The organism is Paraburkholderia aspalathi (assembly GCF_905220735.1).
GTDB lineage: Bacteria > Pseudomonadota > Gammaproteobacteria > Burkholderiales > Burkholderiaceae > Paraburkholderia > Paraburkholderia aspalathi.
In genome coordinates this window covers 65977-91831 of record NZ_CAJNBA010000009.1, presented here as the reverse complement: position 1 = coordinate 91831, position 25855 = coordinate 65977, and the positions used below count along the sequence as shown (strand labels likewise).

Genomic DNA, 25855 nt, shown 5'->3' with positions numbered 1-25855 from the left:
GTGCCGCGTGCTCGAGCCAGGTTCGGCCAGGCTCGCACGGCTTGGCGCCTTGCTGTGTTACTGCGCGCCGAGCTTCTTGATCAGCACGTCGAGTTGCGCCATTTCTTCTTCGGTCAGATCGGTCAGCGGTGCGCGCACCGGACCTGCGCTGTGGCCGACCAGCTTCGCACCGGCCTTCACGATGCTGACCGCGTAGCCCTGGCGGCGGTTGCGGATCGCCAGATACGGCAAGAAGAATTCGTCGATCAGCTTGCCGACCGTCGCGTGGTCGTTCGCGGCAATCGCGCGATAGAAGTCCATCGCGGTCTTCGGGATGAAGTTGAACACGGCCGACGAGTACACCGGCACGCCCAGCGCCTTGTAGGCCGCGGCGTAGACTTCAGCGGTAGGCAGGCCGCCGAGATAGGAGAAGCGGTCGCCGAGGCGGCGGCGGATCGACACCATGTTCTCGATCTCGCCCACACCGTCCTTGAAGCCGATCAGGTTGGGGCAGCGCTCGGCCAGCCCTTCGAGCATGTCGGCGTTAAGCTTGGAGTTCGCGCGGTTGTAGATGATTACGCCCATGTTCGGCACGGACTTGCAGACTTCTTCGGCGTGCGCCGCGATGCCTTCCTGGCAGGCTTCGGTCAGGTAGTGGGGCATCAGCAGAATGCCGTTCGCGCCGTGACGTTCGGCTTCCTGGGCATACGCGATTGCGACGCGGGTCGGGCCGCCGGCGCCGGCGAGAATCGGTACCTTGCCTTTGCAGACTTCGGTTGCCGTACGCACGACGTTCGAGTAGTCGTTATGCGTGAGCGAGAAGAATTCGCCCGTGCCGCCGGCGACGAACAGCGCCGAGGCGCCGTAAGGCGCGAGCCATTCGAGGCGCTCGGCATAGGTGTCGGCGCGGAAATCGCCTTGTTCGTCGAAGTCGGTAACGGGGAAGGACAGAAGGCCTTCCGAAACGATCTGCTTCAGTTCCTGCGGTGTCGTCATGATGAGTATCCAGGGCGTCGAATGGGGTCAGTATTTAGAAATGGTGATTTCTTATACGTCATCGTACAACAACAATTCGGCTAACTCAACGGTGTTTTCACGGCATAATGCGCGCCATAGGGTAAATACGGAACGCTTGGGCAATCTTTCATGTTGTAGGATGACGTATGAATGATTGACGCAACAGTTGACGCAACAGTTGGCGCAACGGTTGGCGCAGCAGGCGTGAAATCGCCACAAGGATCGATGTCATGGAACAAACCCCGCTCTACATTCGCGTTCACCCCAATGACAATGTCGCGATCGTCGTCAACGACGGCGGTCTGGGTGAGGGCGCCGTATTTCCCGATGGCCTCGCGCTGCGCGAGCGTGTGCCGCAGGGGCACAAAGTCGCGCTGGCCGATCTCGCGGAAGGCGACGAAGTCATCCGCTATAACGTGGTGATCGGTTACGCGCTCAAGGATTTGCCGAAGGGCAGTTGGATCAACGAGCACGTGATTCGCATGCCGAGCCCGCCGGGGCTGGAAGATCTGCCGATCGCCACCATCAAGGCGCCGGAAATGCCGCCGCTGGAAGGCTTCACGTTCGAAGGCTATCGCAATGCCGACGGCTCGGTCGGCTCGCGCAACATTCTGGCGATTACGACTACCGTGCAATGCGTCGCCGACGTGGTTCAGCACGCGGTCACGCGTATCAAGGCAGAACTGCTGCCGCACTATCCAAACGTCGACGATGTAGTGAGCCTCGGCCATACCTATGGTTGCGGCGTCGCGATCGACGCGCCGGACGCAATGGTGCCGATCCGCACCGTGCGCAACATCAGCCTGAATCCGAACTTCGGCGGCGAAGTGATGATGGTCAGCCTCGGTTGCGAGAAGCTGCAGCCTGAACGTCTGATGCCGCCGGGCACGATTCCGATTGCCGCTGCTGCGAATGTCGCCGAAGTGGCCGACATCGGCGACGTCGAAGCCGATCTGAATGGTGACGTGGTGGTGCTTCAGGACGACGCGCACGTCGGCTTCCAGTCGATGATCGAGTCGATCATGCGAATGGCCGAGGGCCATCTGAAGCGGCTGAACAATCGCCGCCGCGAGACCTGCCCGGCCTCCGATCTGGTGATCGGCGTGCAGTGCGGCGGCAGCGATGCGTTTTCCGGGCTGACCGCCAACCCCGCCGTGGGCTTCGCTACCGATTTGCTGGTGCGCGCCGGGGCGACGGTGATGTTCTCCGAAGTCACCGAAGTGCGCGACGGTGTCGATCAACTGACGGCGCGCGCGGCCAACGCGGACGTGGCGGCTGCGATCATCCGCGAGATGCAGTGGTACGACGATTATCTGAAGCGCGGCGGCGCGGACCGCAGCGCCAACACCACGCCCGGCAACAAGAAGGGCGGCCTGTCGAACATCGTTGAAAAGGCGATGGGCTCGATCATTAAGTCGGGCAACTCGGCCATCTCCGGTGTGTTGTCGCCTGGTGAAAAGGTCAAGCAGAAGGGCCTGATTTACGCAGCCACGCCGGCGAGCGATTTCATCTGCGGCACGCTGCAGGTCGCGGCGGGCATCAACTTGCATGTATTCACGACCGGCCGCGGCACGCCGTACAGCCTTGCTGAAGTGCCCGTCATCAAGGTCGCGACGCGCTCCGATCTCGCGCGCCGCTGGCACGATCTGATGGATATAAACGCCGGTACTATTGCGACCGGCGCAGCGACGATCGAAGACGTGGGTTGGGAGCTGTTCCGCCTGATGCTCGACGTCGCAAGCGGACGTAAAGAGACGTGCGCGGAGAAACTCAAACTCCACAATGCGTTGACGCTATTCAATCCGGCGCCGGTGACCTGATAGTACCGATCGTAATCACGACAAAGACTGAGACATGACTGACTCGAACCTCGACCGCCCGGCGGCGCAGAAACCTTTCCGCCGTCTTCTGCTCACCGGCGCTGCCGGCAACCTCGGCCAGCAGTTGCGCGGTGCGCTCGCTGCATGGGCCGATGTCGTGCGCGTCACCGATATCGCGCCGCTGGGCGAAGTGGCGGCGCACGAAGAAGCATCGATCGTGGACCTCGCAGATGAAGCCGCCGTTCACGCGCTGCTGGAAGGCGTGGATGCGGTCGTGCATCTGGGCGGCATCTCCGTCGAGGCGCCGTTCGAAGATCTGCTCGAAGCGAATATCCGCGGCCTGTACAACCTTTATTCGGCGGCGCAGAAGCATGGCGTGAAGCGCATCGTGTACGCGAGCTCGAATCATGCGGTGGGTTTTCATCCCACGACGTCGGTGGTCGATATCGACGCGCCGCTGCGTCCCGACAGCCTGTATGGCGTGACGAAGTGCTTCGGCGAATCGCTGTCGCGCTATTACTTCGACCGCTTTGGTCTCGAGACGGTGTGTCTGCGGATCGGCTCGTCGTTCGAGCAGCCGAAGAATCCGCGCATGCTCGTCACCTATCTGAGCTATCGCGACTTTATCGAACTGGTGCGCTGCTCGCTGTTCACCAACCGGGTTGGCCACGCAATCGTTTATGGCGTGTCGGATAACCGGACCAAGTGGGTCGACAACACCAAGGCGGCGTTCCTTGGTTTTCGTCCGCAGGACAGTTCGATCGAGTTCGAGCACCTCTTTCCGGTCACGGCGCCCACCACCGACCTCGACGATCCGACGCAGCATTTCCAGGGCGGCCCGTTCGTGCTGGCCGGTCCGATGGAGCCGAAGCGGTGAGCGGCTTGACGAACCCGCGGGTGGAGCGTGTCGAAGCGGCAGGGCAGGCGCCCGCGTCAGTCGGCGAGAGCCCGGTATGGCGTGCCGCTGAACAAGCGCTCTACTGGGTGGATATTCCGGCGCAAAAGATCGTGCGGCAGCGGATCGATTCTGGAGAGCGCACCGAGTGGCAATTGCCGGAGAAGGTGGCGTGCATCGCCTTCGATCATCACGGCACGGTCCTGGCTGGCTGTGAGACGGGGCTCTTCGCTGTCACGCTGACTGAAGGCGCGCCCCGTGGCGAAGCGATGAAGGTGACGGGCAGAAAGCTCGCCGCGCCGCACTTCGCTTTCGACGATATGCGCTTCAACGACGGCCGTTGCGATCGGCAAGGGCGCTTTTGGTCCGGCACGATGGTGCAGGATATGGCAGCGGCAAATCCTGCGGGCGCGCTGTATCGCTTCGATGAGCGCGGCGTGCTGTCGGCGCCGGTTGTCGACGCGTTGATCACGCAAAACGGCCTGGCGTGGTCGCCGGATGGAACCACGATGTATCTGTCGGACTCGCATCCTCTGCGCCGGCAAATCTGGGCGTTCGATTACGACATCGAAGCGGGCGAGCCGCGCAATCGGCGCGTATTCGCTGATCTGCATGATTACGCTGGTCGTCCCGACGGCGCAGCCGTGGATGCGGACGGCTGCTACTGGATTTGCGCAAACGACGCCGGCCTCTTGCTGCGCTTTACGCCGCAAGGCAAGCTCGATCGGCAGATTGCCGTGCCGGCCGTGAAGCCCGCGATGTGCGCGTTCGGCGGCCGGGATCTGGACACGCTGTTCGTGACGTCGATTCGTCCCGCGACGGGTGCGAGTGAACACGACGGCCACCTGTTCGCCGTTCGCCCCGGTGTGACCGGGCTGCCTGAGCCCGAATACGCGGGCGAACTCTGAATAAGCGACGTGAATGAGGCGGGGCGCCGGGGAATTAGCACGTCGGCGCCCAACAGTTGCAGCTTTTATTCATCACTTGTCGTACAACATAGTGGCAAAAATGCCACTCTCGGGTCATCTTCCTCCCTACGAAAAATATAAATCCGCGAAGTGGGGATTTTGCTCGCATCCCTTTCTGGTATAGCTTTGAGGCCAGATTTCGACTCAGAAACTTTTACGCCTAACCCGCTGTCGTGCGGGTAAATACCGGCTGTACAACTCATACCGCGTTTTATAGACTTCATATGTCGTCGTACAACATATAAGCCCCAACAAATTCATTTCAAGATAGTTTGGAGCGCTGGACAAAGAGGGCAGCGTTCTCTACGCGCATGACCAACGCGCGCGGGGTTCATGCCGAAGCAGTCGAAGCAAAGAAGTCGAGTTGTCTGACAGGAGTGCTGAGCATCTGTGCCGGGGAAGTAGAACAGGCCAGCACGGCAAACCGCTCGCTACCCACAGGGGTTGCGTGCGTGGAGCCGGGAGACGCATCAAAACCATGTCGCATCCGTAAGCGGCCTTCCGTAAGCGACCCCGCGAAAGCGGTCCTTCGTAAGCGGCCCTCCGCATCCGGATGATCTAATTTCAAGGAATGTCACGATGAAAAACAAGTTTGCCTCTTCCCGTGTTTCGATGATTGTCGCGGCCTCAGTGCTGGCGTTCAGCACCGTGTCGGCACACGCGCGCGTGTTCCGCGTGTCGGACGTGCATGGCGACACCTATCCGACCAATATGGCCGTGAAATACATGGGTGAAGAAATCAGCAAGGCAACCGGTGGCAAGGATTCCGTGAAGGTCTTCGGCAACAGCGCGCTGGGTTCCGAAAACGACACGATCGATCAGGTGCGTATCGGCGCACTGGACATGGCGCGCGCCAACGGTGCGGCGTTCAACGAGATCGTGCCTGAATCGATGATTCCGTCGCTGCCGTTCCTGTTTCGCGACATCGACCATTTCCGCAAGGTGATGTACGGCCCGGAAGGCCAGAAGATTCTCGACGCCTTCAAGGCGAAGGGCATGATCGCGCTGACGTTCTATGAGAGCGGCGCGCGCTCGATGTACGCGAAGAAGGCCATCCATTCGCCCGCCGACATGAAGGGCCTCAAGGTACGCGTGCAGCCGTCGGATCTGATGGTCGACGAAATCAAGGCGATGGGCGGCACGCCGACGCCGATGCCGTTCGCCGAGGTCTATACGGGCCTGAAGACGGGTCTGGTGGATGGCGCGGAAAACAACCTGCCGTCGTACGAAGAGACCAAGCACTTCGAAGTCGCGCAGGTCTATTCCGAAACCCAGCATTCGATGACGCCGGAAGTGCTGGTGTTCTCCAAGAAGGTGTGGGACACGCTGACGCCGCAGGAACAGGACATCATCAAGAAGGCGGCGGCCGACTCAGTGCCTTACTACACCAAGCTGTGGACCGCGCGTGAAGCCGACGCGGCAAAGACGGTCACCAAGGGCGGCGCGACGATCGTTACCGCGTCGCAGATCGACCGTCCTGCTTTCGTGAAGGCGATGCAACCGGTCTGGGCGAAGTATGAAAAGACGCCGCAAATGAAGCAACTCGTCGACGAAATCCAGGCAGTCAAATAAGTTTGGACGTAACACGGTGGAGAAGGGCCGTGCAGCGCGCTGCCGGTTTCTCCCGCCGTGCGGTTTCCTGAGCCGGTGAGGCTTGGCAGGATTCCTGAAGATCAAATATAAGTCCGCTGTATGCAAGGATGGGGTCAATGAGATTCATGAAACGCCCAAACGATTTTCTCTTCCGCGTGCTGGTGATCGTGGCGTCGGCGAGTCTCGCCACGCTGTGCCTGTTGGTGATTTATAGCGTCGTGATGCGCTATGTCTTCAGCGATGCACCGGATTTTGTCGAACCCATTGCCCTCCTGCTGGTGATTGTGATCGCCATGTTCGGCGCCGCGCTCAAAGTTCGCGAAGGCGGCCACATCGGGCTCGACTCGCTAGTCAAGAAGCTGCCGCCGAAAGGCCAGACGATCGCCCATGCGTTCCAGCATATTTGCCTGATCGTGCTGGCCGTGGCGATCTTCTTCGGCTGCTGGCAGATGGCGGAAACGACGATGGACGACAAGATCCCGATCCTGGGCCTTCCGGAAGCGCTTCGATATCTGATTCCGGTCATTGCCAGCGCCTGCATCGCTCTGTTCTCGTTCGAGAACCTGCTGGGGCTTTTCGCACAGAAACAAAAATAGAAGAATCATGGAACTTGCCATCCTCTCAGTTAGTTTCCTCGTCTTCCTCGTATTCGGGGTTCCTGTTTCGTTCGCGTTGGGACTCTCGTGCGTCCTGACCTATCTGTATGAAGGCTTGCCGGCGGCTACCGCCATGCAGTCGATGATTTCGGGAATGAACGCGTTTTCGTTTCTCGCGGTCCCGTTCTTCATTTTCTCCGGCGAGTTGATGTTGCACGGTGGTATCGCCGACCGCATCCTGCGCTTTGCGCAGGCCACGGTGGGCCATTTCCGCGGTGGGCTCGGCATGGCTAACGTGGTCGCGTGCACGCTGTTCGGCGGTGTGTCCGGTTCGCCGACGGCAGACACGTCGGCCATGGGCGGCGTCGTCATTCCGCTGATGAAGCGCGAAGGCTACAGCGCGGCCTATGCGGTCAACGTGACGACCCATTCGTCGCTGGCGGGCGCGCTGATGCCTACGTCGACGAACATGATCATCTATGCGTTCGCGGCCCAAGGCATCACCGGGACGTTGAACGGTCACCAGATGAGTGGTGTGTCGATCGGCGATCTGTTGTTTTCTGGTCTGTTGCCGGTGCTTTGGGTGATGGGTTTCGTGCTCATCGCCGCGTACTGGCAAGCGGTCAAGTTCGGCTATCCGCGCCGTCCTGACGGCTCGACCGAATTGCAGCGCTTTCCCGGCTGGTTCGCGGTGGCCCGCACGTTCCTCGGCGCATTGCCCGGCTTGATGGTGATCGCGATCATTCTGTTCTGCGTGGCCAAGGGTATTGCTACAGCGACGGAAGCCGCCGCTATCGCAGTGGCTTATTCGCTCGTGCTGACGATCGTCATCTATCGCACGATGACGATGAAGAAGCTCTTTCATGCGCTCTCCAAGGCCGCTAAAACCACGGGCGTGGTGTTGCTGCTGATCGGCGTGTCGAACATGCTGCGCTACCAGATGGCCTATCTGGAGATTCCCGACGCCATCGAACACATGCTCGACGGGGCAACGAGCCTGCCCTGGTTGATGCTGCTTTACATCAACATCATCCAGATCTTCCTCGGTACGTTCGTCGATATGGCCGCGCACATCCTGATCACCACGCCCTTGTTCTTGCCGATGGCGATGCATGCCGGCGTCGGCCCTGTTCAGTTCGGCATCATGATTTTGCTGAACTGCGCATTGGGTCTCGTGCATCCGCCGATTGGTTCGGTGCAGTTCATCGGCTGCGCGATCGGCAATGTGTCGATAGGTGAAACCACCAAGGTGGCGTGGCCTTATTACCTGGCTATCTTCAGCGCGATCAACATTGTGACGTACGTACCGATGTTTTCGACGTGGTTGCCTAGCCTGATCAATGGTCACCCGGTGTTTTGAATGCTTGATTAAGAGTCAGCGCCGGTGTGGCACTGCCAGATACGACAAATAAGTTTTTTAAAGAGGAGCAGAAATGAAAAAGGTAATAGCAACCTCGGCCCTTGGGTTGGTCGCCCTCGGCGCGCACGCTCAGAGCAGCGTGACGCTGTACGGGATCGTCGATACGGGGATCGGTTATCAGAGCAGCCAGACGTCGCTCGGTTCGACGAGTGGTGGCCGCTCGGTGATCAAGATGCTGAACGGCATCTGGGCCGGCAGCCGCTTTGGCCTGAAGGGCTCCGAGGATCTGGGCGGCGGCACGAAGGCGATTTTCCAGTTGGAAGAAGGCTTTAACAGTGCAACCGGCGCACAGGCCGTTACCGGTCTGGCGTTCAACCGGCAGGCGTATGTCGGCGTGGCCAATGCCACCTACGGCTCGTTCACGGCCGGCCGTCAATACACGTCGTACTACACGCTGCTGTCGCCGTATAGCCCGACCACATGGCTGACGGGCGCATACGGCGCACACCCGGGCGATATCGACTCGCTGGATACGGTGTATCGCGTGAATAACTCGCTGGTGTACACGTCGCCGAGTATGTACGGCGTGACGGTGAGCGGTTCGTATGCGCTGGGTGGCGTGGCGGGCAGCACCAATGCCGGTTCGACGTATAGCGCGGCAATCCAGTACCTGAATGGTCCGTTCGGGATCGCGGCAGGCTACCAGCGCATCAATAACGCGGCGTCTGGCGGCGGTGCGTGGGACGCTAACTCCACGACGTCGAATGCGGGCGCGCAGGCGGGTGTGTCGGGCATCAATAACGGCTACCAGACGGCGCAGGCGCAGCAGCGCGTTGCGGTGACGGGCGGTTATGCGTTCAGCGCGCAATGGGACGTCTCGTTCTCGTACTCGAACGTGCAATACATCCCGGGCATCAACTCGAAGTTCCACAACGAGGCGATTTTCAACACCGCTGGCGCAGTGCTGCACTTCAAGCCGTTGACGGTGCTGGATCTGGCTGCCGGCTATAGCTATACGCGCGCAACGCAGTCGAATGGCATCTCGAGCTCGGCACGCTATCAGCAGTTCAACCTCTCGCAGTACTACAGCCTCTCCAAGCGCACCGGTCTGTACGCGCTGGAAGCCTATCAGCGTGCGGGCGGTCAGACGATCGGAACGAACGGCACGAGCATCATCAACGCGACGGCCGATATCGGCGACGGCCAGAACAGCGCGCCGTCCTCGTCACGCAGCCAGTTTGCTGCGGGCGTAGGCATCATCCACCGGTTCTAATTGCCGGGTGGCGTGGCGGCGTCTGTCGACACTGCCACGCCGACGCGTTTCAGATACGCGTCACCCAGAAGTACCTGCTGCGCGCGCAACGCGCGCAGCATTTTCTATGGCGCACGGACTTCGGTTCAGTCGCGAAGCGCCCCGTGTCGCGCTACTGTCCACGGACAGACCCAGTGGCGGCTTTTCAGCTCACAGGCCGCGAATCTGTTGTGACAATCGGACAGGATTAAGACGTTGGATGGTCAATACGGACAATCAAGCGTCCGGTTCGGACCACAAACGCCCACCCGTTGCCCAGTTTTCGCGTTTGACGTCGGTCAGGATAATGTCCACCGAGTTCGGTTCGACGCCGAGCGATTCGCAAGTCGCTTTGGTAATGGCTTCGACGAACTGGCGTTTTTGTTCCAGCGAGCGGCCTTCGAAGAGTTCGATACGAAACGTGGGCATTGCATGACTCCGTGATGAGTGATGTTGAGAAGTGAATTCAATCGCGGTATGTGCGATCGAGCCTATCGAGCTTGCGTAGCAACGCAGGCCATTCCACCGCGCCTTCAATCGCACCGCCGTCGTACAGTTGATCGGCTGTGCGTGCTGCGACGGCATCGCCCGGCACGACAAGTTCGCTGCCGCATGCTTGCGCCTGCAACTGGATTTCACAGGCCTTGATCAGCGTCGCCATCAATACATAGGCTTCGGCGACGGTGCGGCCGGCGGTCAGCGTGCCGTGATTGCGCAACAGCATGGCCGGTTTGTTGGCGAGATGCGCGACGAGGCGTTCGCCTTCGGTCGGCGTAAAGGCGAGGCCTTCGTAATCGTGATACGCGAGGTGGCCGTAGAAACGCAGCGCATGTTGCGACGCCGGCAGCAAGCCGGCCGGTTGTGCGGAAACCGCCACGCCTGCCGTATTGTGCAAATGCATCACGCAGAAAGCATCGGCACGTGCCGCGTGTACGGCGGCGTGCAGCGCGAAGCCGGTGGCGTTGACTGGATGCTCGCTCGCGCCGACGATGTTGCCTTCGATATCGATCTTCACCAGGTTCGACGCGCACACTTCGTCGAATGCGAGGCCGAACGGGTTGATCAGGAAGTGACCGGGTTCGCCGGGAACGCTGGCTGAGATATGCGTGTAGACCAGATCGTCCCAGCTGTTGAGCGCTGCGAGGCGATAGGCGGCCGCCAGGTCGACGCGGGTCTGCTGTTCCGCTTCGGATCTTGGCTCCGCCTCGGCGACACGGCCAGTGGGCGTGTGGGTGAACGACATGTCTGTCTCCTGAGATTGCTTGATGAGCTGTGGTTGCGACTTGGGTCCGTGGGTTAAACCCGCGGCCAGGATCTGCACTCAAACCTGAGGCTTAAGCCCTTGGCCCAAATCTTCAACCCAAACCCGCAGTGCTAACCCGGGCGCCTGAACGATGCTGACGACGCGACACGCCTTCCGGAGTCGACACGCTTCGCCGCTCCGGCCACTGCCGTACCTTGCGTAAAACGGCCAGTGAGCCACCGCATGCTCCACGTCGAGAGTACGAACGGCGCGGTCATGGCCGGCAACACATAGTAAGCAGCCGCCATCTGCAGCACGACCGAAAGCACAACACCGCCGAGCGCCATCGCGATGCCGCAATCGGTCAGTGCGATCGCGGTCAGCGCGCCGTTGAATCCTAACAGGCCTGCGTCGAACGAGCTTGCACTCGCGCCGAGCAGCAGGTGCATGACGCTCGCGAGGCCCGCGCCGACCAGCGCCCACAACGCGTGCCGTCTTGACGCAGCCGCAATGCCGATCCATATGAGCACGCCTGCCAACGCGCCGGACGCAAAGCCGGTTTGCGCGAATCCAGCGAGTAAGCCGCTGCTCAATTGCACCGCGCTGAGCGTGGGTTCGGTGGCGAGGCTTGCTTGTTGAGCGACACGTGTCACCAGCGGCAGCCAAAGCCACGTGACGATCAAACAGGGGCTCGAGAAATAGCCGAGACCACGCGCGCGCAACCAGCGCGACCACGGTTCCAGCAGCCATGCCGTGCCTGTCGCAGCCAGGATGGCCACGGCGGCGGCCGTCGCGTTGTCGGCGATGAAGCTGAACGCGGCGAGACCGGCCAGCGCGCCATTGAAGCCATGCAGGCCGGCGCGCGTGTCGTCCTCGCGATAGCCGGCTAGCACCGCGCTCACGTTGGCCGCGATCGCGCCGATCAGCGCCGCGCAAGCGAGACGTGGATCGTATAGCAGCCACGCGCCCAGCAGGCACGCGCCGGTGAAGGCGTTCGGTTGCAGCACGATCTGGCCAAAACTGCGCAGCAGGGTGCGCAAGGCGGCGGAGTGTGCTTCGGTTGCGGCGGCGTGCATGGTTTGAGGGCGGCGGATTCGATGCGGCGCGACTTTGCCGCGTGCCGGTGAGGCACGCGCAGCGGGTCAGGTTGAAAATAAACCGCGAGCATAGGCTACTGGCGCCGCGCCGGGCATCGCCGCCGTTGATAGTGGCTATTTGCGACACATGCGCACGATAGAGCCGAAAGCCGGAAAACGATGCGTCGGCGAACCGAAAATTTTCGCGCTACGATAGAAACCCGGCGCGTTTGCCGCGCCGTTCCACAAGGAGACAGGCTGATGCGTGAACTAAGGTGGGCATCGGAAGAAGGCGACGGCTTCGAACATCTGGTGTTCGACGCGCGCGCGGACGGCTTTGCGGTGGAAAGCGTCCTGGTCGGGCAGCGCTACGGCAAGGAATATGGCCTGCACTATAAGGTGCGCTGCGATGCGCAATGGCGCACCACGTATGCGTGGCTGAAGATCGTCGGCGGCGCTGAGCTGGAATTGCACGGCGACGGCGCCGGCCATTGGCACGACGGGCATGGCCTCGTGCTGAGCGCGATTGAAGGCTGCATCGATATCGATATCGCCGCCACGCCCTATACGAACACGTTGCCGATCCGCCGTTTGCAACTGGCCGAAGGCGAACGTCAGCCGATTTCCGTGGCTTATATTTCGACGCCGGATTTAGAGGTCACGCGTGCCGGGCAGGCGTATTCGTGCATCGAATTGAATCGCGTATATCGCTATGAGGGCATCTTCCGCAATTTCACCGCGGACCTGACGGTGGATGAAGACGGCCTCGTGATCGACTATCCGACGCTGTTCACACGCCTGCCGCGCGACCGGTGACCGACGAGGCGCCGGGGCCGCCGTTGTCTGCTTGCAGTGCCCGGTGCTGCTCGACAAAGCGCTCGATGCCTGCCGCGATACGCTCGGGTTCGCGCAATACGACCCAATGCCCGGCATCGATTTCGGTGCGGCTATACGGACCGAGCCAGCCTTCGAGTCCAATGGAGAGCTCGGGCCCGACGTAGCGATCGCGCAGCGGCACGATGAATTGCACTGGCGCATGCGCATGGCGCGCACGCGGGTGCAGCAACTTGTCGATGAAATTGGCGCGATAAAGATTCAGACCGTTGATCGCGTTACGCATCTGCGCAGGATCGCGTTCAGGGCGTACCCGTTCGGTCAGGCGCAGCCATAACGGCCACGTGCGTGCGCCGCCCGCGCGCCATACCAGCTCCGGCAGCAACGGCAGGTGAAAGAAGAAGATGTACCAGGATTTGAGTGTTTGCCGAAGGCCGCTGCCGAACGGGCGCTTGGCTGTCTGATGCGCATTGGACTGTTCCGCACGATCGGCACCAGCACCAGCACCAGCATCATCACCAGCGCTAACGCCGCGTAAGCCGAAAGACGCATGATCCAGGCACGGCCCTGAGATCGATGTGTACGACGCAATGCGGCCTTTGAAGGCCGGATCAGTGACCGCTTCCCAACTTTGAATGGAACCCCAGTCGTGGCCGACCAGGTGAAACGGTCGCGCGCCGCACGTTGCATCGGCGACGGCCGCGAGATCGGCGGCCAACCGTTCGAGCCGGTAAGCCGCGCGTGACCCGGGTGCGTCAGATGCCCCTGCGCCGCGCACGTCATAGCTGATGACGCGGTAGCGCGCGTCGAGTTGCGCGCGCACCGGTTCCCACACCGCCGCCGAATCCGGATAACCGTGCACCAGCACGATCGGCGGTGCGTCTCGCGGTCCACTCACGTAGACCGCGAGACGCACGTCGCCGGCCTGGACCGACAGCGTGTCGCGTATCACGCGGCCGCCTGCACGCCGCGTCGTGCGGCCTTGCGTGCGCTGGGCGTGGCCGCGTTGGTGGCGTCGACCGCGGCGATGAGCCCGTCAATGCGTGATAGTTGCGCGCGATTGTCGTGATCCCACGGATGGAAGCCCGGCCGGAAGAAGCTCAGCCATTCGCCGGCAATACGCGGAAACACGCCATGACGCGGGCCGTACAGATACTTCACGACGCGCCACATGCCGCGGATATGGCCGCCGCGTTTGCGATCGGCGATTAGCAGACGCACGTGGAAGTCGAACACGATCAGCCAGAAGGTCAGCGTCGTGGCGAGCATCGTGCCAGTGCGCAGCAGATAGCGTCCGAGGCCGGGCTTCAGCACCGTATTCCACACGTCGTACGAAACCGACTTGTGTTCGGTTTCTTCGAGCGCATGCCACGTCCACATCTGCGTATAGCCTTCGACCGAACCGCCGATTCGCGATGCGTCCTCCAGCAGCAGGCCCGCCAGCATCGCCGTGTAATGCTCGAGGCAGACCGTGACCGCGAGTTGATACGAATGCGGCAGGATCTTGCGGCCGAAGTTGAGAATCGCCCACAGCCGCTTGTCGAGCTTATGCGCGGGCAAACCCGCTTCTTGCAACAGATCGTTGTATTCGATGTGCTCGCGCGTATGCATCGCTTCCTGGCCGATGAAGCCGAGCACCTGCTTTTTCAGCACCGGGTCGTCGATCTGGTCGCGGTAGTTGCGCACGCTGTCCATGAAGAAACGCTCGCCGGCAGGGAAGAGCAGCGAAAGCGCGTTGAAGAAGTGTGTCACATGCGAGCCCTGCACGTGCCAATCCGAGGCGCGCTCGGGCGGTAAGTTGAAGCGGAGGTCGCGGCGAACCGGCATCATGGCCATTCTCCCTGTTTTCCTTTATGTCCTGTTGATCGTGTGGATTGCATTGCGCGCTGCACGCCGTCAGGCGGTGCATCACGCACGTCGGCCGTCCACTTGCGCGGCGCGGCGTGCGCGCTTTTCCGCAATGCGTTTCATGCGGCGCGTTTGCATCACGACCAGCGCCTGATAAGCGGCCGGCAACGTACGCGCCAGCCAGTCGGCGGCGCGCGCATCGCGGCCGATCAGCACGCGCCGCTTGTTCTTGCGCACGCCTTCGAGAATCACGCGTGCGGCTTCGTCGGCGGTGGTGATGAAAAACTTCTCGAAATCGTCCTTGCCTTGCTGTTCGTTTTCCAGCATGAAGCCGACCATGTTGGACGAGATCCGGCTCGACTGCGCGATGCTCGTGCGAATGCCGCCCGGGTGCACGCAGGTGGCCGATACGCCGCACTTCATCAGATCGAGTTCCTGGCGCAATGCTTCGGTAAAACCGCGCACAGCGAACTTGGTTGCGTTGTAGCCGCTCATGCCGGGCTGCGAAAACAGGCCGAACACGCTCGACGTATTGACGATGTGTCCTTCGCCCGACGCCTTGATATAAGGCAGAAACGCCTTCGTGCCGTGCACCACGCCCCAGAAATTGATGTTGACGATCCACTCTAGGTCGGCATACTCCATGCCTTCGATGGTGCTCGACAATGCCACGCCCGCGTTGTTGAACACGAGGTTCACGCGCTGATGCTGCGCGGCCGTTTCAGCGGCCCATTCGAACATCGCAGCGCGGTCCGACACGTCGAGCACACGCGTAGTGATACGCAGCGGCGAGCCGACGATATGCGGCGCGGCGGCTTGTGCGAACTGCGCGGTTTCGGCGAGGCTCGCGGCATTGCGATCGGCGAGCGCAAGGTGGCAGCCTTCGCGCGCCAGCCGGATCGCGAGCGAACGGCCCATGCCTGAGCCTGCGCCGGTGATCGCGGCCACTCTGTCGGTGAAGTTCTTCATTGGCTTATCTCCTGTCCTCTCTGAACGGTGCCTTGTCGTTATGTTTTTTCAGGTTGCTTCGGCGGATGTCGCGGCTGCGTTGCCATGTGCATGCACGGGTTGCTGCTGTGAGCCCACATGGCCGCCTACCGGCTGCACCGCGGGCGAATACGCGAGGTAATCGTCCATGCTGAAGGTGCTGGTCGCCTGGCGGAATTTGTAGGCGAATCCTGGCCACAACGTGGTGTTCTTGCCGGTCTTCGGATCGAGATACCAACTCTTGCAGCCGCCCGTCGACCAGATTGCGCGGCCGAGTTTCTGCTGGATCTGTTCGTTGTAGGCGCGCTCGACATGCGGGCGCACTTCGATCGCATCGGCGCGTTCCGCGTTCATCGTCTTGAGCGCGCGCAGCACGTATTCGACCTGCGACTCGATCATGAACACCATCGAGTTGTGACCGAGGCCGGTGTTCGGGCCGACGATCATGAAGAAGTTCGGATAACCAGGCAGTGTCGTACCGAGATACGCATGCGCGCCATCGCGCCACGTATCGACGATATCGACGCCACCACGGCCGCGCACCACGCCCGCCGGAAATGGGTCGGCCACCTGAAAGCCGGTGCCGAAGATCAGGCAATCGGCCGGATGACGCGCGCCGTCGGTCGTGATCACCGCATCTTCTTCGACGCGAGCGATGCCGGTAGTCGTCACCGACACGTTCTGACGCGACAGCGCCGGGAAGTAGTCGTTCGAGATCAGGATGCGCTTGCAGCCCATCGTGTAGTTCGGCGTGAGCGTGGCGCGCAGTTGCGGATCGGGCACCTGGCGGCGCAGATGCCGCTCCGCGACTTTCTGTGCGGTCTTCATCAGCGAAGGATGAATCGCAAAACCGAAGGCGCGCGATTCGAGCATGCAGTAGAGCGCCGAACGCATGATCTTCTGCGTGAACGGCAGATGCTTGAACAGCCACTGTTCGAACGGTTTCACCGCGCGGTCGGCCTTGGGCATGATCCACGGCGGCGTGCGCTGGAACAGATTCAGATGCGAGACGCGCGGCGCGATCTGCGGCACGAACTGGATCGCGCTCGCACCGGTGCCGATCACCGCGACGCGTTTGCCTTCGAGCGGATACGTGTGGTCCCAGTGCTGCGAGTGGAACGCCTTACCCTTGAATTTCTCGATGCCGGGAATGTTCGGCAGGGCCGCGCGTGACAGTCCGCCCATCCCCGAAATCAGCACGCGCGCCGACCATTGCTGGCCGTTCGCGAACGTCAGTTGCCAGCGGTGGCGGGTTTCGTCGTAGATCGCGGAGGCCAGTTCGTGGCCGAAGCGCAGATGACGCTGGATGCCGAAGCGTTGCGTGCATTCTTCCAGATAGGCGCGAATTTCCGGCTGGCGCGCGAACATGCGGGTCCAGCGCGGATTCGGGGCGAAGGAGAACGAATAGACGTGGGATTGCACGTCGCAGGCACAACCGGGGTAGTGGTTGTCGCGCCAGGTGCCGCCAACCGACTCGGCCTTCTCGGCGATGATGAAATCGGTCATGCCGGCTTGCCGCAGCCGGATCGCCATGCCGAGGCCGGCAAAGCCGGAACCAATGATGGCGATATCGGTATCGACGGGCGCGGATGCGTTGGGCGCCGCGTCGTCGGGGGGCATCATGCGTGCGTTCATCCGATCCGTCTCCTTGTTGTTGGCTCTTAACTGTTACATTGATTGATGTAACAATAGAGACTGTCAACGGATGACGCAAGTCGGCTGTTAGACCCTTGTCTCTAAGACCGGCCGCAGGTTTTCCCGCAATGTGAAATAAAGATAAGGACATCAGGCGTAAAAAAGCGGACCCGCGGGTCCGCTATTCCTAGCTACAGTGCCTATGCGCAAGGCGTACAGCCCGGCAGCGCGCCACCCCGCTGCCGCTTCACTTCGCGGCCAGCGCTGCAGTCACGTCGCGGTTCTGCCAGACGTTGTCCTTCACCGTGATTTTTTGCGGAATCAGATGCGCGCCGTAAAACGCATCCGCGACAACCTGCTGTGAGCGCACGATCTCGTCGGTCACGGCGGTGGTGCCGTACGGATAACGGCGCACCCAGGTTTCGACCAGCTTCTGATCGAGGCCGACCTTCGGCGCGATCAGCGCAGCAGTTTCCACCGGATGGTCATTCACCCATAGGCCGGTGGTGCGCAACTGTCCAAGAATCGCACCGATCACATCCGGATGCTGCTGCGCGAAGTCGCGCGTCGCCTCGTAGAAATTATTGGGGCTATTGAGCTCGGCATAATCGACCAGCGTACGAGCCTTCAGCGTCTGTTGTGCGGCCGCGTAGTAAGGGTCCCAGATCGCCCATGCATCGACGGTGCCGCTTTCGAAGGCGGCGCGCGCATCGGCGGGCGCCAGATACACCGGGCGAACGTCTTCGTAACGCAGGCCGGCTTTTTTCAGCGCTTCGAGCAGCAGATAGTTCGCGCTGGAACCCTTCTGCAGCGCGACGCGCTTGCCTTTCAATTCCGCCACGCTATGCAGCGCGGAATCGCTTCGGACCAGAATCGCTTCGGCATGACGCCCTGACGGCTCCGCGCCGACATACACGAAGCGCACGCCACCGGCCTGCGCGAACACGGGCGGCGGCGCGCCGGTATAGCCAAAGTCGACGCTGTTCGCGTTTAGCGCTTCGAGCAGTTGCGGGCCGGCCGGAAATTCGAACCACTTGATGCTGTAGCCGAGCGGCTTGAGCTTTTCGTCGAGCGAGCCTTGCGCCTTGAGGATCGCGAGTAAGCCCGACTTTTGGTAGCCGATACGCAGCACGTTGGCCGGCTCGCTGCCGTTGCCATTACTGGTGCTCTGCGCGGTCGCGTTGAATGTGGTGAGCGCCGCCAGCAACGCAGCGGCGACATGTAGCGAAATACGGGTATGACGGGACATGCTGCGAATCTCCATTGCGTTCGATTAGTCGAAGATCGTCGCATGGACGTCCCGCCGATCAAACGAAGCAATGCAGATTTGAATATGACGCGCGCGCGAACAGCCGGGGTATGAAAGCGCCTGCTTGCGCGCGGAAGGGGAAGGCGCTCGCCGCGCAGGCGAACAGCACAGCTAGCCAAAGCAAATCAAAGCAAATGGCCGCGTGCAACGCTATTTCCTCGGTTTATCTTTCTTTGCCGCGGCGCGCTCGGCTGCCGTGCCTTCGGGCGCGTGACCCAGCTTCTTTTCCATGATCGCCGCGACACGGTCGCCGAGATAATCGCCGGAGGCTTCTTCCAGTGCACGGTTCATTTCGCTTTCCACCAGCACCATCGCCAGTGGCCGCACACGCCAGATCGCGTCGACCAGGGCGGGCACATCGGCGGGCGGCGGCAGGGCGTCGGCGTCATAGCGATCCAGTTGACGGACCACCAGATCGACCAGCGCCTTGGCGACCGCATTGAAATGGGGCCTCGCGATACCCACTGCGTCGAGCAGGTCGGCGAGCGGAATGCCTTCCTTGGCCATGGTTGCGCCGGCGGCCAGCGCCGTTGGGCTGCCGGACACGAAGGAGAGGCCGTCGCGCTCCAGCAAACCCAGATCGACCGCTTTGCCGAGAGCGCTCGGCGAGGCTTTGTCGCCGAACATTTGCAGCAGTTCGATCAGCGAGTATTTTTTTGGCCGTTCGCGCGACCAGCGGCTGCCGATCGCGGTTTCGAGGCCGAGGATCGAGCGTAGATCATGGCCTTCGTCGACGGCCATGATCAGATCCTGGATGTTCGCGAGCGTGTAGCCGCGCGTGAGCAGATGGTTGATCAGCTTCAGACGCGAGACATGCGTGTCGTCATACACGCCGACGCGGCCGCGCTTTTCCGGCGGCTCGAGCAGGCCGCGATCCTGATAGGCGCGCACGTTGCGCACGGTGGTGTCGCTCACGCGCGCGAGTTCGTCGACCGTGTATTCGTTGCGCGGCGTGGCGCTTGCCGGGACGCTCGGGGCGTCGGACGAGGGCAAAATGGGGGGCGGCGTTTTGGGCATGAGGGGATTTTAACGCGCCACGTCATCCGGCACGGTCGAATCGCCCACGCCCAACGTTCGCTGCATTAGCGTGGTGTCGAGCCACCGGCCGTGCTTGAAGCCGACCGCCTTCAACGTGCCGGTCAATTCGAAGCCCAACTGCTTATGCAGAGACAGCGAACCGCCGCTGCCGCCGTCAGCGATCACGGCGACCATTTGCCGCCACGGTCCGGTTTCGCAGCGCTCGATCAGTGCCTGCAAAAGCACGCGCCCCAGGCCGCGTCCGCGATAGGCGTCGCTCACATAGATCGAATCTTCGATCGTGTTGCGATAGGCGGGGCGCGGCCGGTACGGCGTTGCGTAACAGTAGCCGGCGACTTCGCCGTCGATCTCGGCCACCATGTACGGCAGCCCGTGACTGCGTACCGACGCGAGCCGCGTGCGCAGGTCGTCGACGGAAGGCGGGATCTCTTCGAATGAAGCGACGCCGGTCAGTACATGGTGCGCGTAGATCGCCTGGATTGCGGGCAGATCGGCTTCGGTGGCATCGCGGATCAAGGGCGCGGAGGCAGTGGAGTCGGCTGAATGAGGCGTGGAGGGGGCGGGGCGGGTGGTGCTCATACGTGGTCCTGTCGGCGGTGAGTCTGAGGATACGTTTCACTATGCCCGCCGCGGGCAAGAATTTGAAGCGAATCAAAAATCGCCGCGACCTATAGGCAGTATCCGCGTATGCATAGGTGAGCGGCGTGATCGAGGGATGGCGCGCAGCGCCCGGCCATGCGGCTGCGCCGGGCGCTACGGATTTTCGTCGTGAAGACGCATGCACGTGGCATGCGTTTCGCCGATCAGTTATGCGAGTAAGTATCCGGCTGCGTCACATGCCCGCGATGATGCCGGTGATGCTTTGCCTTGTGCTTCGGCTTGGCCGGAGCCTGTTCCGCCGGTTGCGGTTGTGGCTGGGCCTGCACCGGTTGCGGCTGTTGGGCCTGGGCGCCGGGCGCGGGCGCGGGCGCCGGATGGGCGTTGCCGGACGGCAGCGAGCTCTGGCCTTCGCCGAAGCGAAAGGTTTGCGAGGTTTGCGCGTACGCGGTGGCGGACAGCGTCAGGGCGGCAACCGCCACGCAAATCGAAAACTTCATGAATGCATCCTCCTTCTGAACGAGCCCGTGAGGATACCGCAATGCGACCGGTGACCTATTCGGCTTGCGGAAACACGGGTTCTCCAAGCGTGAGCATCAGCCGGTTGGCCCACGCGAAGATCGCGATAGCGTGAGTCAGGTCGAGAATCTCCGCCTGCGTCAGGCCGTTGGCTTCTAGCCGCTTGATGGCGGCGGCGTCAACGTTTTCAGGGTGGTCGGTCAGTTCGATCGCGTACTGGATGATCGCGCGCTCGCGCTCCGTCGTGCCCGCGCTCGACGGGTCTTCAAAAACCTGTTCGATCGCGTCGGTCCGCTTCGCGAGCTGGCCGAATCGTTGCGCATGCACCGAAGCGCAATACACGCAGCCGTTCACGCGCGACACCACGGTGCTGGCGAGTTCGCGCTCGGCGCGCGGCAGGCCGCCTGGCGCATACATGATCGCGTTGAAGACCCCGGAGCGCTGCCGCAGAATTTCCGCCTGTTGGACCAGCAGCAGATAGTAGTCGGAGGTCTTGGCGTGCGGGTGGCTCTCTTCGAGCACGGCGATCTGCTCTAGTGTGGCGCCGGCGAGGCTGACCGTGTCGAGCCATGCGCGCCAGCCGAGCGTATCGAAGGTGAAGCCGTTGAATGGATCAACCGGCGATGCACTGGTGTTCACCTGACTCATGCTGCCTCCTGGGCGGCGCGCAATGCCTTCAGGCCCGCTACCACGCGTAATTGATAAGTGACGAACGCAATCAATTGCGACAACGCGACGATGCCGCGTGTCGTGATGCCGGCCTGCTGCAGCGTTTGCAGATGCTCGGGGCGTGCTTCGACTGGCTTGATCGTCAGCAGTTTGACGTGCGAGAGGATCGCGATCAGGCGAGCGTCGGTGGCGGAGTCGAGCGTGCCTGCTTCGATTGCGTCGAATGTGGTCGGGCGTGCGCCGATGGCGATGAGCTTTGCCGTGTAGGTATCGGCGAGGTCGTTGGCCAGCGAGAGGCGTGCCGTATACCACGCGGCAAACAAACGCTCCTGCAGTGAGAGGTCGGTCAGCGCCGGATCGAACAACGCATCTTCGCCGCGTTGCGTGTGCAGCGCGACTTTGTCGCGCGCGTGGCGGATCGCGGCGAGCGGGCTGCCGGCTTGCAGACCAGCGAGGGTGTCGATGGTGTCAGCGCCAGAGGGCGTTGCGGCTTGAGTCGGTGAAGCGAGGTCGGTCATGTCTGCTCCGGCGGGTTAATCGGTGTTTTCAGCGGTGTTTTCAGCTGCGTTCTCTGCTTGAAGGCGAGCGCGCGAAGTGTCGGACGATGCATCCGCATCGGTCCATTCGTCCCCGCGCAGCTCAGCCGTGTCGAAGGCGAGCAGCGCCTGGTAGTGCCGCTCGCGATCCGCGTCGAACAGGCGGCTTGCGATGCCACGCGCCAGACGCTGTGCGCCATCGCTGATCGCGGGGATGTCGCCGGAGAGCTTGCCGTGGCTGAGGCTCGCGGCATGATTGAAGCAATGGATCTGCGTCAACGCGGCACACGTGCCGGGCTCGCGCTCCTGAAACGCGAACGCGGCGCCGAGATCCGGCGACTCGGCTAGTTCGTACGAAGGCAACGCCGGGTCCGCTTGATAGCGGTCTTTCCAGCGCCGCACAAAGCGAGCGAACGGCGCGAATTCGGCACGCGTGGCGATATCCGAATGAAAACCGGTCGCGAAGATCAGAAAGTCGACTACGTAGTGGCCTTTCGGCGTTGTTACCGCGAGCGCGCCGTCGCGTTCATCGAGTGCAACAATTGGGCTGCCGACACGAAAGCGAGCGCCTTCATGCCGTGAAACCCGCAGCACGCTGTCTCTTGGCGGCGGTGTTTGCTCACTCTGTGCGTAATGCAGGAAACGCCATTTGGACGCGTCGTCGAGATCGGCGAAACCGTGCACGAGCCCCGGACTGCCGATGCCCGTCAGCTTGTTCACGCGCGGAATATCGTCACGACGGATGAACAGATCGACGCTGGCCGCACCCGTTTCGAGCGCGGTCGCGGCATTGTCGAAGGCTGATGCACCCGCGCCGACGACACCGACACGCTTGCCGGTCAATGCGGCGAAATCGATTGCATCTGCGGAGTGCGCCCAGTAGCGGCGTGCAACCGTATTGGCGATAGCAGGTACCGACGGACCGCCCAAACCGTCGCGTCCGGTGGCGAGCACGACATGCCGCGCGAGCACCGTGCGCTGCCCGCTCGCAACAGCGAGATCGAGTTCAAGCAGGCCATCGTCGCGAGGACGTAGCGAGGTCAACGTGGTGTCGTTTTGCACCGGAAGATCGAGCACCTCGCGATACCAGCGCAAATAGTCCATCCACTGCGTTCGCGGAATCTTGTAGAGCGCATCCCACGCAGCGCTGTCGAATTGCGCTTCGTACCACGCGCGAAACGTGAGGGCCGGCATGCGCAGGGCGGGCCCCGTGAGTTGCTTGGGCGAGCGCAGCGTTTCCATTCGCGCGAACGATACCCATGGACCTTCGCGTCCTGATGGCGCGCGGTCGAACACCTGCAGATTGTCGATGCCGAGCCAGCGCAGTTCCGCCGCCGCGGCGAGCCCCGCCATGCCGCCGCCGATCACGGCGACATCGAGCACGCGTTCAGCATTGGCGAAACGCGGCGGGACCCACGAGGGTGCGGGTAATTCCAGCCAGCGCAGATCTTCACGCAAGCGGGCTTCGAGTGCGGCAAGGCGATTCATGCTGTGTGTTCCGGGTATTTGGTGCGGGCACGGGAGACGCGGGTTTCGCGCTGTAGCAGTGCATCGTGTTGCTGGGCGGGATGTAGCACCACGCCTTCCAGCAGCTCACGGGTCGCGTGCTCGATGGCTCGCAGCAATGCGTCGACGGCCGCGCGGCGTGGTTTGCCTGCGGGCGTCACGACGCCGAAGAAGAACGGAATCGCGCAGTCGAGCGGCCGCGCCGTTACACCTTCGATAGACAGACCGAGTCCGGTGGCTGGATCCACGATCGCGACACCGGCGCCCGCGCGAGCGGCCATCACTGCGTTTAGCGAGGCATTGGTTTCGAGAAACACGTCGGCGGAAATACGCGCGGCCGCGAACGCGGCGTCGATCCGATGCCGCAACCGAAAGCGGTTCGCCACGGTGACGATGCGCCGGTCCGCCAGATCACGAAGCGCAATACTCGGCTGCGTGGCGAGCGGATCGCCGCTCTGCACGAGCGCCACGCAGGGTGCTTCGGCGATCCAGTGGATGTCGAGTCCCGCATGCCCAATCGGCAGCGTCACCAGACCGATATCCGCAGTACGTGTCAGCACTTCATGCACGACGTGTTCCGCCGACAAACTGCGTAACTGGAATTGCGGGGCATGGCCGAGCGGCGGCAGCGAAGCGATGGCGGGCGGCACGATCGACGCCGCCAGCGCGGGCGTGGCCGCCACGCGCAATGGTTCCGCTTCGTCGAGGCCGATGGCGCGTGCCCGTTGCTCGATGGTCTTCAGCCCGATCAGCGAACGCTCGACTTCTTCGTAAAGCAGAAATGCGCGATGCGTCGGCGTCACACGCGGACCGTTGCGATTGAACAGCGCATAGCCGAGATCCGCCTCGAGCTCCTGAATCTGACGCGTGACGGCCGGCTGCGAGCGTTCGAGCAAACGTCCCGCACCGGTGATGCTGCCGGCGGACATAACCGCCGAAAATGCTTCGAGTTGATGCAGCTCCATGACTCGCCCTGGCAATTCGGTCTGCGCATTGTAGGGTCGTCTGAATGCGGGATTTATATAATGAATTCCGATATCGACAGCCGAAAAAATGCGAAGCGGATTCGCGGACGAGGGCGTGGCGCCGCGAATTCTGTTTCGTATGGCGCGTGTCGGAAGAAAGAAAAGTCAATTACGTCAACGAGATACCTTGGCGTGCCTGCGCATGAACGTGAACACGGGTTCGTTGCGTTGCCGCGAGCGAGCGGAGGCATCCTCCCCAACGTGATAACCATATTCCCAAAACTTCGTTGGTTCGCCGGAATTCACCGTGGTTACATGGCCCCACTTTGAAGCTGACAGGCGGGGCAAACATGAAACACGAATCCAAATCGTCGCGGACCGACTGGTCACGCTGGCTGAAAACGCTGCCGGTGCTCGCAGCAGTAGTGGGCATCGCAGCAACCTCGCCGGCCTACGCCGGCGCCGCAACGGGCGAGCCGTATCTCATCGGCGTGAGCGGACCGCTGACCGGACAGGACGCGCAATACGGCACGCAGTGGAAGCGCGGCTTCGATCTCGCGCTGGAGCAGATCAACAGCCAGGGCGGCATCAAGGGCCGCCCGCTTGCCTATGACTTCGAGGACAGCCGTGGCGACCCGCGCCAGGCCGTGTCGATCGCGCAGAAGTTCGTCGGCGATCCGCGCATTCTGCTGGAGCTGGGTGACCTGTCTAGCACGACCTCGATGGCTGCTTCGCCGATTTATCAGCGGGCACAACTCGTGCAATTCGGCTTCACCAATTCGCACCCCGACTTCACCAAGGGTGGCGACTACATGTGGAGCACTGCACTGAGTCAAGCCGAAGAGCAACCGCTGCTCGCGCACTACGCGACGAAAGAGCTCGGCTTCAAGCGTATCGCCGTGCTCTATCTGAATACCGACTGGGGCCGCACCAGCAAGGACATTTTCGCGAAAGCGGCCACGCAGGATGGCGCACAGGTTGTCGCGGCGGAGGGCTATCAGCCGACCGAAAAGGATTTCCGCGCGACGCTGGTGCGCGTGAACGAAGCGAAGCCCGATTCGCTCGTGCTGATCTCGTACTACGCGGATGGAGCGCAAATCGTGCGCCAGGCGCGTTCGTCGGGTTTGACGCAACCGATCGCGGCAGTGGGTTCGGTCTATTCGCCGAAGTTTCTTGAACTCGGCGGCGAGGCCGTGAACGGCGTATTCACCGAATCGAATTTCTTCCCCGGCGACAAGCGGCCTGAAGTGCAGGACTTCGTGCAGCGTTATCGCACGAAGTACAGCGGCGAGCCCGATACCTTCGCCGCGCGCGCTTACGACGCGATGATCGTTTCGGCGGAAGTCATGCGCCGCTACGGCGTGACCCGTCAGGCAGTGCATGACGGCCTGAAGCAGATCAAGGACGTGCCGAGCCTGATCTTCGGCAAGGTGCAGTTCGATCCGCAGACGCGCCGTGTGGCCGGTGCGCGCAGCGTGTACCTGGTCGTCAAGGACAATCAGTTCACGCAATGGGACGGTGCTAAGCCGCAGATCGCTTCCAAATAACGCCTGGGCAACGCACAAGCAACGCTC

Annotated in this window: 25 protein-coding genes; 9 read left to right on the top strand and 16 right to left on the bottom strand. The window is 62.0% G+C overall.

The window, feature by feature from the left end; all coding sequences use genetic code 11:
• Positions 1–57 precede the first annotated feature (57 nt).
• Positions 58–975, bottom strand: coding sequence for a 5-dehydro-4-deoxyglucarate dehydratase (gene kdgD, locus KHO30_RS33675; protein WP_093646437.1), 918 nt, complete (start codon positions 973–975; stop codon positions 58–60).
• Positions 976–1226: 251 nt separating this feature from the next.
• On the opposite strand from kdgD, the gene garD reads away from it, so the two are divergent.
• From garD to KHO30_RS33640, 7 genes are all read left to right on the top strand, one after another.
• Positions 1227–2816, top strand: coding sequence for a galactarate dehydratase (garD, locus tag KHO30_RS33670; protein WP_200653857.1), 1590 nt, complete (start codon positions 1227–1229; stop codon positions 2814–2816).
• A 34-nt stretch (positions 2817–2850) separates the two neighbouring features.
• Positions 2851–3693 carry an NAD-dependent epimerase/dehydratase family protein gene (locus KHO30_RS33665; RefSeq protein WP_211703499.1) on the top strand — a complete coding sequence of 281 codons (843 nt, stop codon included), beginning with the start codon at positions 2851–2853 and terminating at the stop codon, positions 3691–3693.
• Complete coding sequence (locus tag KHO30_RS33660; protein WP_211703498.1) at positions 3690–4619, top strand: SMP-30/gluconolactonase/LRE family protein; 930 nt, start codon at positions 3690–3692, stop codon at positions 4617–4619. The genes KHO30_RS33665 and KHO30_RS33660 overlap by 4 nt, the downstream gene beginning before the upstream one ends.
• A 639-nt stretch (positions 4620–5258) precedes the next feature.
• Complete coding sequence (locus KHO30_RS33655; protein WP_093646447.1) at positions 5259–6251, top strand: TRAP transporter substrate-binding protein; 993 nt, start codon at positions 5259–5261, stop codon at positions 6249–6251.
• A 137-nt stretch (positions 6252–6388) separates the two neighbouring features.
• Complete coding sequence (locus KHO30_RS33650) at positions 6389–6868, top strand: TRAP transporter small permease (RefSeq protein WP_200621969.1); 480 nt, start codon at positions 6389–6391, stop codon at positions 6866–6868.
• 7 nt (positions 6869–6875) lie between these two features.
• Positions 6876–8228 carry a TRAP transporter large permease gene (locus KHO30_RS33645; protein ID WP_054040217.1) on the top strand — a complete coding sequence of 451 codons (1353 nt, stop codon included), beginning with the start codon at positions 6876–6878 and terminating at the stop codon, positions 8226–8228.
• Between the two features lie 73 nt (positions 8229–8301).
• Positions 8302–9501, top strand: coding sequence for a porin (locus tag KHO30_RS33640; RefSeq protein ID WP_211703497.1), 1200 nt, complete (start codon positions 8302–8304; stop codon positions 9499–9501).
• Positions 9502–9756: 255 nt separating this feature from the next.
• Here the strand turns inward: KHO30_RS33640 and KHO30_RS39615 are convergent, their stop codons facing one another.
• The 3 genes from KHO30_RS39615 to KHO30_RS33625 form a co-directional block, all read right to left on the bottom strand.
• Positions 9757–10104, bottom strand: a complete 348-nt coding sequence (locus KHO30_RS39615) for a 4-oxalocrotonate tautomerase (RefSeq protein ID WP_200619777.1) — start codon at positions 10102–10104, stop codon at positions 9757–9759.
• Positions 9986–10762, bottom strand: coding sequence for a class II aldolase/adducin family protein (locus tag KHO30_RS33630; protein ID WP_093638293.1), 777 nt, complete (start codon positions 10760–10762; stop codon positions 9986–9988). Before KHO30_RS33630 ends, KHO30_RS39615 begins: the two co-directional genes overlap by 119 nt.
• Before the next feature lie 131 nt (positions 10763–10893).
• Positions 10894–11838 (bottom strand): urea transporter, encoded by a 945-nt coding sequence (locus KHO30_RS33625; RefSeq protein ID WP_093638296.1) that lies wholly within the window; start codon positions 11836–11838, stop codon positions 10894–10896.
• 261 nt (positions 11839–12099) lie between these two features.
• Between KHO30_RS33625 and KHO30_RS33620 the strand changes: the two genes are divergently transcribed.
• Positions 12100–12654, top strand: coding sequence for a putative glycolipid-binding domain-containing protein (locus tag KHO30_RS33620; RefSeq protein ID WP_093638299.1), 555 nt, complete (start codon positions 12100–12102; stop codon positions 12652–12654).
• On the opposite strand, the gene KHO30_RS33615 is transcribed toward KHO30_RS33620, so the two are convergent.
• The 12 genes from KHO30_RS33615 to KHO30_RS33560 form a co-directional block, all read right to left on the bottom strand.
• Complete coding sequence (locus KHO30_RS33615; RefSeq protein WP_211703496.1) at positions 12629–13624, bottom strand: alpha/beta fold hydrolase; 996 nt, start codon at positions 13622–13624, stop codon at positions 12629–12631. The two genes, KHO30_RS33620 and KHO30_RS33615, sit on opposite strands and share 26 nt — an antisense overlap.
• Positions 13621–14502 (bottom strand): metal-dependent hydrolase, encoded by an 882-nt coding sequence (locus tag KHO30_RS33610; protein ID WP_200619772.1) that lies wholly within the window; start codon positions 14500–14502, stop codon positions 13621–13623. The genes KHO30_RS33615 and KHO30_RS33610 overlap by 4 nt, the downstream gene beginning before the upstream one ends.
• Positions 14503–14580: 78 nt before the next feature.
• On the bottom strand, positions 14581–15489 hold the full coding sequence (locus KHO30_RS33605) for an SDR family NAD(P)-dependent oxidoreductase (RefSeq protein ID WP_211703495.1): 909 nt from the start codon (positions 15487–15489) through the stop codon (positions 14581–14583).
• A 48-nt stretch (positions 15490–15537) separates the two neighbouring features.
• Positions 15538–17142 (bottom strand): flavin-containing monooxygenase, encoded by a 1605-nt coding sequence (locus KHO30_RS33600; RefSeq protein ID WP_211703494.1) that lies wholly within the window; start codon positions 17140–17142, stop codon positions 15538–15540.
• A 247-nt stretch (positions 17143–17389) separates the two neighbouring features.
• Positions 17390–18391 carry a sulfonate ABC transporter substrate-binding protein gene (locus KHO30_RS33595; protein ID WP_093638815.1) on the bottom strand — a complete coding sequence of 334 codons (1002 nt, stop codon included), beginning with the start codon at positions 18389–18391 and terminating at the stop codon, positions 17390–17392.
• A 210-nt stretch (positions 18392–18601) separates the two neighbouring features.
• A complete protein-coding gene (locus KHO30_RS33590; protein ID WP_234487987.1) occupies positions 18602–19444 on the bottom strand; it encodes a MerR family transcriptional regulator in 843 nt (280 codons plus the stop codon).
• 33 nt (positions 19445–19477) lie between these two features.
• Positions 19478–20068, bottom strand: a complete 591-nt coding sequence (locus tag KHO30_RS33585) for a GNAT family N-acetyltransferase (RefSeq protein WP_211703493.1) — start codon at positions 20066–20068, stop codon at positions 19478–19480.
• Positions 20069–20292: 224 nt separating this feature from the next.
• Positions 20293–20586, bottom strand: a complete 294-nt coding sequence (locus tag KHO30_RS33580) for a hypothetical protein (protein WP_211703492.1) — start codon at positions 20584–20586, stop codon at positions 20293–20295.
• Positions 20587–20641: 55 nt separating this feature from the next.
• Entirely contained in the window at positions 20642–21253 is a 612-nt protein-coding gene (locus KHO30_RS33575; RefSeq protein ID WP_093638319.1) for a peroxidase-related enzyme, read from the bottom strand.
• Positions 21250–21792 (bottom strand): CMD domain protein, encoded by a 543-nt coding sequence (locus KHO30_RS33570; RefSeq protein ID WP_211703491.1) that lies wholly within the window; start codon positions 21790–21792, stop codon positions 21250–21252. The genes KHO30_RS33575 and KHO30_RS33570 overlap by 4 nt, the downstream gene beginning before the upstream one ends.
• Before the next feature lie 15 nt (positions 21793–21807).
• The gene (locus KHO30_RS33565) at positions 21808–23298 is read right to left on the bottom strand and encodes an NAD(P)-binding domain-containing protein (protein ID WP_211703490.1); all 1491 of its coding nucleotides are present in this window, start codon (positions 23296–23298) and stop codon (positions 21808–21810) included.
• Complete coding sequence (locus KHO30_RS33560; protein ID WP_211703489.1) at positions 23295–24281, bottom strand: LysR family transcriptional regulator; 987 nt, start codon at positions 24279–24281, stop codon at positions 23295–23297. The genes KHO30_RS33565 and KHO30_RS33560 overlap by 4 nt, the downstream gene beginning before the upstream one ends.
• A 350-nt stretch (positions 24282–24631) precedes the next feature.
• On the opposite strand from KHO30_RS33560, the gene KHO30_RS33555 reads away from it, so the two are divergent.
• The gene (locus KHO30_RS33555; protein ID WP_211703488.1) at positions 24632–25828 is read left to right on the top strand and encodes an ABC transporter substrate-binding protein; all 1197 of its coding nucleotides are present in this window, start codon (positions 24632–24634) and stop codon (positions 25826–25828) included.
• Positions 25829–25855 lie beyond the last annotated feature (27 nt).